The 9344-nt window shown below is 70.2% G+C and carries 7 protein-coding genes; 4 read left to right on the top strand and 3 right to left on the bottom strand.

The features are described 5' to 3' along the window. Positions 1–899 precede the first annotated feature (899 nt). From H7F49_RS13015 to H7F49_RS13005, 3 genes are all read left to right on the top strand, one after another. Positions 900–1934, top strand: a complete 1035-nt coding sequence (locus tag H7F49_RS13015; RefSeq protein ID WP_185684030.1) for a quinone-dependent dihydroorotate dehydrogenase — start codon at positions 900–902, stop codon at positions 1932–1934. A gap of 9 nt (positions 1935–1943) precedes the next feature. Beyond that, positions 1944–3683 carry a gamma-glutamyltransferase gene (gene ggt / locus H7F49_RS13010; RefSeq protein WP_407940309.1) on the top strand — a complete coding sequence of 580 codons (1740 nt, stop codon included), beginning with the start codon at positions 1944–1946 and terminating at the stop codon, positions 3681–3683. Between the two features lie 178 nt (positions 3684–3861). Further along, the gene (locus H7F49_RS13005; protein ID WP_185684029.1) at positions 3862–5667 is read left to right on the top strand and encodes an AMP-dependent synthetase/ligase; all 1806 of its coding nucleotides are present in this window, start codon (positions 3862–3864) and stop codon (positions 5665–5667) included. Between the two features lie 163 nt (positions 5668–5830). On the opposite strand, the gene H7F49_RS13000 is transcribed toward H7F49_RS13005, so the two are convergent. The 3 genes from H7F49_RS13000 to H7F49_RS12990 all read right to left on the bottom strand — a co-directional run bounded on the left by H7F49_RS13000 (position 5831) and on the right by H7F49_RS12990 (position 8037). After that, positions 5831–6358, bottom strand: coding sequence for a hypothetical protein (locus tag H7F49_RS13000; RefSeq protein WP_185684028.1), 528 nt, complete (start codon positions 6356–6358; stop codon positions 5831–5833). Positions 6359–6651: 293 nt separating this feature from the next. Next, positions 6652–7647: a sulfur carrier protein ThiS gene (gene thiS / locus H7F49_RS12995; RefSeq protein WP_185684027.1), complete on the bottom strand. Its 996-nt coding sequence runs from the start codon at positions 7645–7647 to the stop codon at positions 6652–6654. Between the two features lie 18 nt (positions 7648–7665). Beyond that, on the bottom strand, positions 7666–8037 hold the full coding sequence (locus H7F49_RS12990; protein ID WP_185684026.1) for a MerC domain-containing protein: 372 nt from the start codon (positions 8035–8037) through the stop codon (positions 7666–7668). A 231-nt stretch (positions 8038–8268) separates the two neighbouring features. On the opposite strand from H7F49_RS12990, the gene H7F49_RS12985 reads away from it, so the two are divergent. Beyond that, positions 8269–9342, top strand: a complete 1074-nt coding sequence (locus tag H7F49_RS12985) for a COX15/CtaA family protein (RefSeq protein WP_185684025.1) — start codon at positions 8269–8271, stop codon at positions 9340–9342. The last annotated feature ends 2 nt before the right edge of the window (positions 9343–9344 follow it).

Raw genomic sequence — 9344 nt, 5'->3', positions numbered from 1 at the left:
CTGAACTCGTAGAACAGGGCCTCCTGCGCCATCCGGCGCTCGCCCATCATCGCTTGGCGTCCTTCAGCATTCTGATGCTGAATCAGACGCTCACACCCAGTGCAAGGCCGACTTTTTCAACACTATCGGTGGGAAGCGGGCGTTGGGCGGCTCGACGAATGGAGTCACCAACTCCACAGTCGGATATCCCCAAACCCCGCTCAGGCTGAGCTTGTCGAAGCCCACGCGAGGCGGTTGAGCTGGGTATCCGGGGCGTTCCATCTGGAGGCACGGTCGCAGGAATGTGGGGCGGATGCCGGCGCGTGGCCTTCGACAAGCTCAGGCTGGGCGAGGTTTGGTGCGGGAACAGCGCGGGATTTCACGACGGACCCCAGGCGCAATCGGTCGTTCGAATCTGTCTACACAACTCTCCCCTCGTCGTCCCGGGCTTGACCCGGGACAGGGCTGTTCTTCCCCAACCGTTGCCACGCAAGCCCTGCCCCGGCTCAAGGCCGGCGCGACGACCAAGGAGGGATCGGCCGAAGCCGGCCACGGTCCGCTCCCCGTCCGTCGTGTGACAGGCTCAGGATGAGCGAGGGGATGAGGCGGGGGTTCCAGGCTTGTGCCCGCAAACGACCCCATCACCAAAAAAGGGGGCGGTCACAACCGGGCCGGGCCCGGGCAACCGCCCCTTCAAAGTAAAGAACTCAACGCACGTCGGTGCGAGAGCCCTTCGGGTCGCACTTGGGCGATAGCCGCAGTGTTGGGTTGCAGAATTGTACGGATTCGACATGCCACCGTTTTCCTGAATCATGCTGGCGATGATGGGCCTCTGCTTCGTGTGTCCTGCCCCACCTGATGGCCCGCCTGCATAGCCCGCCCACATGGACAGTGCCCGGGACGGCTGGCATAGGCGCGCGATGATCTACGCCCTGCTCCGCCCCGCCCTGTTCCGCCTCGACGCCGAGCGCGCTCATGGCCTGGCGCTGGCGGGGCTGAAGCTGCGCGGGGGCGGGGCGCCGACGCGGCCCGCGGCGGGGCCGCTGGTCACCACCGTGGCCGGGCTGACCTTCCCCAATCCGCTGGGCATGGCGGCGGGCTTCGACAAGGATGGTGAAGTGCCCGATGCCCTGCTGGGGCTGGGTTTCGGCTTTGCCGAGGTCGGCTCGATCACGCCCTTGCCCCAGGCCGGCAACCCGCGTCCGCGGCTGTTCCGGCTGGTCGAGGACCAGGCCGTGATCAACCGCATGGGCTTCAACAATGGCGGAGCCGAGGCCGCCGTGGCCCGGCTCGCGGCCCGGGCAGCTCGTCCCGGGATCGTCGGGATCAACATCGGCGCCAACAAGGATTCGGTCGATCGCAGCGCCGACTATGCGACGATGACCCGGCTGATGGCGCCGCTGGCGTCCTATCTCGCGGTCAACATCTCCAGCCCCAACACCCCCGGCCTGCGCGCGCTGCAGGATGAAAGCGCGCTGACCGACCTGCTCGACGGCGTGCTGGCCGCGCGCGGGCCGGAGGGGCCGCCGGTGTTCCTCAAGGTGGCGCCCGATCTGGAGCCGGCCGATATCGACGCGATCGCCCGGATCGCGCTGGACCGCCGGCTGGGCGCGCTGATCGTGTCCAACACCACGATCGCCCGCCCCCCGCTGCGCTCGGCCCATGGCGGCGAGACCGGCGGCCTGTCCGGGGCGCCGCTGCGCGACCTGGCGCAACAGCGCCTGCGCGATTTCCGCCGGGCGACGGGCGGGGCGATCCCGCTGGTCGGGGTGGGCGGGATCGCCACGGCGGAGGACGCCTTCGCCCGCATCCGCGCCGGGGCCAGCCTGGTCCAGCTCTACAGCGCGATGGTCTATGCCGGGCCGGGGATCGCGCGGCGGATCACCCGCGGGCTCGAAACTCTGCTGCGGCAATACGGCTTCTCGACGATTGCGGAGGCGGTGGGGAGCGAATAGCGTGTGGGGATGACTCCGCTCCCCCCCGCCGCCCGCCGTTCGCTTTCCACTGCCCTGCTGGCGCTGGCGCTGCCGCTGGCCCTGGCGGTGTTCGCCATGCCGGCGGCGGCACGTGGCCCCGCGCCCGTCCATGTCGAAGGCATGGTGTCGGCGGCCGATCCGCGCGCCGCGGCGGCCGGGGCGGAAATCCTCAAGGCCGGCGGCTCGGCCACCGACGCCGCGCTGGCGGTGATGCTGGCGCTCAACGTGGTCGAACCGCAAAGCTCGGGGATCGGGGGCGGCGGCTTTCTGCTGCGCGGCGATGCGCGGGGCGAAGTGGTGACCTTCGACGGGCGCGAGCGGGCTCCGGCCGCGGCCGACGGGCAATGGTTCCTGCGCGACGGGCGGCCGATTCCCTGGCCCGAGGTCGTGCCCGGCGCCCGCAGCGTCGGTGTGCCCGGGGCGATCGCGCTCGCCGCCGAGGCCCATGCCAAATATGGCCGGCTGCCCTGGGCGCGGCTGTTCCAGCCGGCGATCCGGCTGGCCCGCGACGGCTTCCTGGTGACCGCACGGCTCAACACCACGCTCGCCCGCGCGGCGCGCTCGGGCCAGTTCGATCCCGATGCCAAGGCCCTGTACTACGGGGCGGACGGCAATCCCGTGGCGGTCGGCACGCGCCTGAAGAACCCGGCGCTGGCCGCCACGCTGGCGCGGATCGCGGCGTCCGGGCCGAAAGCCTTCTATGCCGGCGCCAATGCCGCGGCGATCGCGCGCGAGGTCAGCACGGCCCCGTCCGGCGGCGCGCCGATGACCCTGGCCGACGTCGCGGGCTACAAGGCGGTGGTGCGCGAGCCGCTCTGCGGGATGTATCGCCAGTGGCGCATCTGCGGGATGGGGCCGCCGTCCTCGGGCGCGACCACGGTCTATGCCATCCTCAAGCAGCTCGAACGGTTCGATCTGACCGCGCTGGGGCCGCAGTCGCCGGTCGCCTGGCACCTGATCGCCGAATCGATGCGGCTCGCCTATGCCGATCGCGAGCGTTACCTGGGGGACGGCGATTTCGTGCAGGTGCCGGTCTCCGGGCTGATGGACCCGGCCTATCTCGCGGGCCGCTCCGCCCTGATCGATCCGGGCAAGACCCTCGCCCTGGTCAGCGCCGGGACCCCGCCCGGGGCGCAGCGGCTGGCGCGCGCCGATGGCCCGGCCCAGGAGGAGCACGGCACCACGCATTTCGTCGCGGTCGACCGCTGGGGCAGCGCGGTCAGCTATACCAACACGATTGAAAGCGCCTTCGGCTCGGGGCTGATGGTGAACGGCTATTTCCTCAACAACGAACTGACCGACTTCAACTTCGCCCCGACCACCGACGGCAAGCCGGCCGCCAATGCCGTGGCCGGGGGCAAGCGGCCGCGCAGCTCGATGTCGCCGACGCTGATCTACGACGCCGCCGGGCACCTGCGGCTGGCGGTCGGCGCGGCGGGCGGGACGACGATCCCGGCCCAGGTCGCCAAGGCGATCATTGGCGTGCTCGACTGGAACCTGCCGGCCCAGCAGGCGATTGCCCTGCCGGTGCTCTATGCGCCCGGCGCGACGGTCTTCGTCGAGAAGGGCTCGGCGCACGAGGCGATGATCCCCGCGCTCCAGGCGCTGGGCCACGCCGATGTCCGCCCGCGCGAGGCCAGCTTCAAGGCCAATGCGGTCGAGGTGGTGAACGGCAAGCTGGTCGGCGCCGCCGATCCGCGCAGCGAGGGCGCCGCGGCCACGCCCTGAGCGCACCCGGTCCTGTCGTCATGCCCCTTCGGCCCGGCTGGTCGGGGCCTTGCCCGATCGTCCCGGCCCAACCCCTTCCGGCCCGCTTGTCCCGGCCCGCTCCCCCGACTAGGTTGGTCGGCTAAGCCGTAAGGGCAGCGACGCATGGCGCGTCGCCAAGGGGGACGAGGACAGACACGTGCAGCTTGCCGATTTCGATGCCAGCCCGAACCTGGTCGCGCTGTTCCTGCAGCGCGCCGATGCGCTCGGGGACCAGCCATTTCTCTTCGCCAAGCGCGATGGCGCCTGGCAATCGCTGACCTGGCGCCAGACCGCCGACCAGGTCTGCCTGCTGGCCGAGGCCCTGGCCGGCATGGGCCTGACCCCGGGCGACCGGGTCATGCTGGTGGCCGACAACCGCCCCGAATGGTGCATCGCCGATCTGGCGATCATGGCGGCCGGGCTGGTCACCGTGCCCACCTACATCACCAACACCGAGCGCGATCACCAGCACATCCTCGACAATTCCGGGGCGCGGGCGGTGATCGTGGCGAGCGCCAAGCTGGCCAAGCCGCTGCTGCCGGCGGTGCTCCACGGCGGCGCGGTGCGCCACCTGATCGCGATCGAATCGTTCAAGCTGCCCCAGCTCGGCCAGACCGACTGCCACGAATGGCCGGCGCTGGTCACCGGCGACGCCGCGGCGGCGCGGCGCGCGGTCGACGCCCGGATCGCCGGGATCAAGCGCCAGGACCTGGCCTGCCTGATCTACACCAGCGGTACCGGCGGCGCCCCGCGCGGGGTGATGCAGCATCATGGCGCGATCCTGTGCAACGTCGCCGGCGCAGCCACCATCTTCGCCGAGGATTTCGCCTGGGACCAGTCCGGCCGCACGCCCGAGGTGTTCCTGTCGTTCCTCCCGCTCAGCCACGCCTACGAGCATTCCGCCGGTCAGTACCTGCCGATCGCGCTGGGCGGACAGATCCACTATTCCGAAGGCTTGGAAAAGCTTGCCAGCAACATCGAGGAGGTCCGCCCCACGGTGATGGTGGTGGTGCCGCGCCTGTTCGAGGTGCTGCGCACCCGGATCATGAAGCAGGTGGAAAAGCAGGGCCGCGTGGCCAACTACCTGATGGACCGCGCCCTGACCATCGCCACCCGCGGCCGGCGCCTCACCGACCTGCCGATCGACCTGGTCATCGACAAGCTGCTGCGCCCCAAGATCCGCCAGCGCTTCGGCGGCCGCGTGAAGGCGATGGTTTCGGGCGGGGCGCCGCTCAACCCCGAGATCGGCACCTTCTTCCAGGCCATGGGGCTGACCCTGCTGCAGGGCTATGGCCAGACCGAGAGCGGCCCCATCGTCAGTTGCAACCGACCGAAGGTGGGGCTGAAGATGGATACCGTCGGCCCGCCGATGGCGGGCGTGACGGTGAAGATCGCCGCCGATGGCGAGATCCTGGTCCAGGGCGAGCTGGTGATGCAGGGCTACTGGCGCAATCCCGAGGAAACCGCGCGGACCATCATCGATGGCTGGCTCCACACCGGGGACATCGGCCATATCGACGACAAGGGTCGGATCGTCATCACCGATCGCAAGAAGGACATGATCGTCAACGACAAGGGCGACAATGTCTCGCCCCAGAAGGTCGAGGGCATGCTGACCCTGCAGCCCGAGATCGCCCAGGCCATGGTGGTGGGCGACAAGCGGCCCTACATCGCCGGGCTGATCGTGCCCGACGCGGAATGGGCGCTCGCCTGGGCGCGGGACAACGGCGAAAAGTACGACATGGCCGCGCTGCAGGACCTGCCGGCCTTCCGCTCGGCGGTGCGCGAGGCGGTCGACCGGGTGAACCGCGACCTCTCGGTGATCGAGAAGGTCCGCCAGTTCGCCTTCGCCGACGAACCGTTCACGATCGAGAACGAGGAAATGACCCCCAGCCTCAAGATCCGCCGGCACAAGCTGAAGGCGCGCTACGGGGATCGCCTGGACGCGCTGTACAAGGGGTAGGGTGGGAGCCTGAAGGCATGCGCTGGGCACACATGGCGAGGTTCGTCATCCTGAACTCGTTTCAGGATCCATCGTCCGGCTGGGCTCAGTTGTGTGGAGGCGCCTGAGGCGAAGCCGCGGCATGGTGGCGCCAAGGCGGGAGCGATTGCGCCGGGGTTCGCCCTCAGGCCGCTTCCTTCTCCACCCACTCCGGATAGAAGCTGGGTGCGGTGTCGGACCAGCCCGGCGCCGTGGCGGCGGCTTCGCTGATCGACTGGAGCAGTTCCTTGCGCAGACCCGGGCGGATCTGCGGCAGGGCCGCGGCGCCGCAGAACGCGGCCGGCAGCCAGGGGCGCACCTCGGGGCCGAGCAGGCGTTCGTACAGGAACCGGTAGGCCGAGAAACAGGCCAGCCGCTCCTGCGCCAGATCGAAGGCCGAAACCCGGATCAGCTTGCCGACAAAGGCCTCGATCCCTTCGAAGGCGGTTTCGTCGGGCATGTCGCGGCGGAGCGTCTTGAGTTCCTGGTACGCGATGTACTGGCTGCGGATCGAGGCCGATTCCTCGGCATCGCGGGCCCACAGCTTGAACGCGTCCTGGCGGCCCAGCCCGATATCGAGGCTGCGCTTGATGTAGCGCTGTTCGCAGGGGGAAAAGCCCGCGAACTCGCGGAACTCCGCGATGGCAAGCGACGTGGTGCGGCCGTAGCGCATGGGCATGATCCTGTTGCCGGTGGACTGTTCCACGCCGGCAGGATGGCACCGGCTGGTAAGGATCGGGTTAACCATGCCCCCGGGAGCGCACCCGCTGGCAAGGTAAGGTTCAAGCGGCGGGACTTTGTCTTCACGCACCCGTCATCCCAGCGAAGGCTGGGACCTTTGGCGGCTGGGTGGTGCCCCTGTTTGAGGCGCCGTTCGCCGGCGTTCGACAATCCGGAGAGAGATCCCAGCCTTCGCTGGGATGACGGGTTTGCGCGCCGCGCCAGCCGTGTCGCGGATTGGCTACCTCAGATCAGCCCGGCCAGCGGGCTCGACGGATCGGCATAGCGGCGGGTTGGCATGCGTCCGGCGCGATAGGCGGCGCGGCCGCTTTCGACCGCCAGCTTCATGGCATGGGCCATCAGCACCGGGTCCTTCGCCTCGGCGATGGCGGTGTTCATCAGCACGCCCTCGCAGCCCAGCTCCATCGCCACGGCCGCGTCCGAGGCCGTGCCCACGCCCGCGTCGACCAGCACCGGCACCTTGGCCCCTTCCACGATCAGGCGGATCATCACCCTGTTCTGGATGCCCAGCCCCGACCCGATCGGCGCGCCCAGCGGCATGATCGCCACGGCCCCGGCCTCTTCCAGCTGGCGCGCGGCGATCGGATCGTCGGCGCAATAGACCATCGGCAGGAAACCTTCCTTGGCCAGGATCTCGGTCGCGCGCAGGGTCTCGCGCATGTCGGGGTAGAGCGTGCGCGCCTCGCCCAGGACTTCCAGCTTGACCAGGTCCCAGCCGCCGGCCTCGCGGGCCAGGCGCAGCGTGCGGATCGCGTCCTCGGCGGTGAAGCAGCCGGCGGTGTTGGGCAGGTAGGTGATCTTGGCCGGATCGATGAAGTCGGTCAGCATCGGCGCGGTCGGGTCGGAGATGTTGACCCGGCGCACCGCCACGGTGACGATCTCGGCCCCCGATGCGGCGACCGCGGCGGCGTTCTGGGCGAAGTCCTTGTACTTGCCGGTGCCGACGATCAGGCGCGAACGGAAGGTCCGCCCGGCCACGGTCCAGGTGTCCTGGTCGGCCGGCGCGTCCTCGCCGCCGCCGACGAAGTGGACGATCTCCAGATGGTCCCCGTCACCCAGCAGGACCTGGGCCAGAGTGGCGCGCGGGACGATATCGCCGTTGCGTTCGACCGCGACCTTGGCCGGGTTGAGCCCGAGGCCGGTGACAAGGTCGGCGATCGACTGGCCGGCGGACGCGCGACGCGGCTCGCCGTTGACGATGAGGGACAGGTGCGTGGTCATGGCAAGCGCAGATAGCGCTCAGACGGCGGCGCGCAAGTTCTGCAAATGGGCAGTTGCGACCAGCGCCACCCCGGCGATGGTCAGGACGGCCTCGCGCGTGCCGTGGCCCACGCCGAGCGCCAGGGCCATCAGGACGATGCCGAGCGCGCCGATCAGGGCCGGCTGGAGGCGCCCGTGGCGCAGGGCCGACAGGCCCAGCGTGACCACGCCGACCGTGATCGCCAGGGCCAGCCCGGCCTCGTGAATCCGCGGCGACAGCAGCACCCCGCCGCCCAGCCCGATCAGCGGGACCAGGATCAGCCCCAGCAGGCAATGGACCGCGCAGAGCCCGGAGAGGAACACCCCGAACCCGTCGAGCCGGTCGCGAATCGAGAGGATGGCATCACGCATCGTGCCGCCCATGTATGTTATATTGTAACATCAATCAAGGTGGGGTCGCACACCGTCATGCCGCCCGCTGCAGCCCGCCCCCTCCGTCAGCCCTCTGCGGCGGCCGCCGTACGCGCCCGACGGAGGGGGCCTTGCCGGGCACGCGTCCGGCCACCCCGCCCGGCGCACCTCCGCCGCACCCTACCCCACAAGACGCTTGAACTCGCGCGGGTGGGGGCGCATCGGGGCGCCATGTCTGACGCCCTTGCCGCCGGCCCGTCCGCCACGCTCTCTCCCCGCTCCTCCCCCGCTGCGGATCGCGCCCGCCCGCTGCCGCTCGGCCGCTGGCTGCTGCTGGTGGCGGCGCTGGTGGTGGGGATCGTCGCGGTCGGCGGGATCACCCGGCTGACCGAATCGGGGGTCTCGATCACCGAATGGAAGCCGGTCACCGGCACTCTGCCGCCGCTGAGCGAGGCCGCCTGGCAGGCCGAATTCGACGCTTACCGCCAGACCCCGCAGTATCTGCAGGTCAACGGCCCGGCGGGGATGACGCTGGCGACCTACAAGTTCATCTACTTCTGGGAATGGGTCCACCGGCTGATTGCGCGGCTGATCGGCACCGTGCTGATCGCGGTGACCGCGTGGTTCTGGCTGCGCGGGCAGGTCCCGGCCGGCTACAAGCCCCGGCTGCTGGCGCTGATCGCGCTGATCGGGCTGCAGGGGGCGATCGGCTGGTGGATGGTCCAGTCGGGCATCGTCAACGATGTGCGGGTCAGCCATTTCCGCCTCGCCACGCACCTGCTCACCGCCCTGCTCACCCTGGGCGGGCTGGTCTGGACCGCGCTCGACCTGTTTGCCGAGGCGCGGGGCGAATCGCCGCACCGCCTGACCGGGTTCGGCCTGCTCGCGCTCGGCACCCTGGCGCTGCAACTGTTCATGGGCGCGCTGGTCGCCGGCATGCGCGCCGGGCATGTCGCCAGCGACTGGCCGTTGATGCAGGGCGAAGCCTTTCCCGCGGGCGTGGACTGGGGCCGCGGGCCGCTCCACGCCGCGCTCAACGATCCGTTCCTGACCCATTTCGATCACCGCTGGTTTGCCTGGGTGGTGGTGGCCGTGCTGGTGGTGATGGGCCGCAAGTTGCGCCGGATCGGCGCCCGGCCAGTGTCTGTCGCGGTGCACAGCGCCTTCGGGGTCCAGGTGCTGCTGGGCATCGCCACGGTGATGAGCGGGATCGCGCTGTGGCTCGCCGTGCTGCACCAACTGGGCGGCGCGCTGCTGGTCGCCGCGACGACCTGGGGGGCGCACGCCCTGGGGCGCCGGGCGTGAAT

It is taken from the genome of Novosphingobium aerophilum (assembly GCF_014230305.1).
GTDB classification, from domain to species: Bacteria; Pseudomonadota; Alphaproteobacteria; order Sphingomonadales; family Sphingomonadaceae; genus Novosphingobium; species Novosphingobium aerophilum.
Note: the sequence above shows the minus strand (reverse complement) of the source record. Positions and strands in the feature narration are given on the sequence as shown.

Coding starts and splice junctions, on each gene's coding strand:
- H7F49_RS13015 (WP_185684030.1), top strand. CDS start 900: ATGATCTACGCCCTGCTCCGCCCCGCCCTGTTCCGCCTCGACGCCGAG.
- ggt (WP_407940309.1), top strand. CDS start 1,944: ATGACTCCGCTCCCCCCCGCCGCCCGCCGTTCGCTTTCCACTGCCCTG.
- H7F49_RS13000 (WP_185684028.1), bottom strand. CDS start 6,358: ATGCGCTACGGCCGCACCACGTCGCTTGCCATCGCGGAGTTCCGCGAG.
- thiS (WP_185684027.1), bottom strand. CDS start 7,647: ATGACCACGCACCTGTCCCTCATCGTCAACGGCGAGCCGCGTCGCGCG.
- H7F49_RS12990 (WP_185684026.1), bottom strand. CDS start 8,037: ATGCGTGATGCCATCCTCTCGATTCGCGACCGGCTCGACGGGTTCGGG.
- H7F49_RS12985 (WP_185684025.1), top strand. CDS start 8,269: ATGTCTGACGCCCTTGCCGCCGGCCCGTCCGCCACGCTCTCTCCCCGC.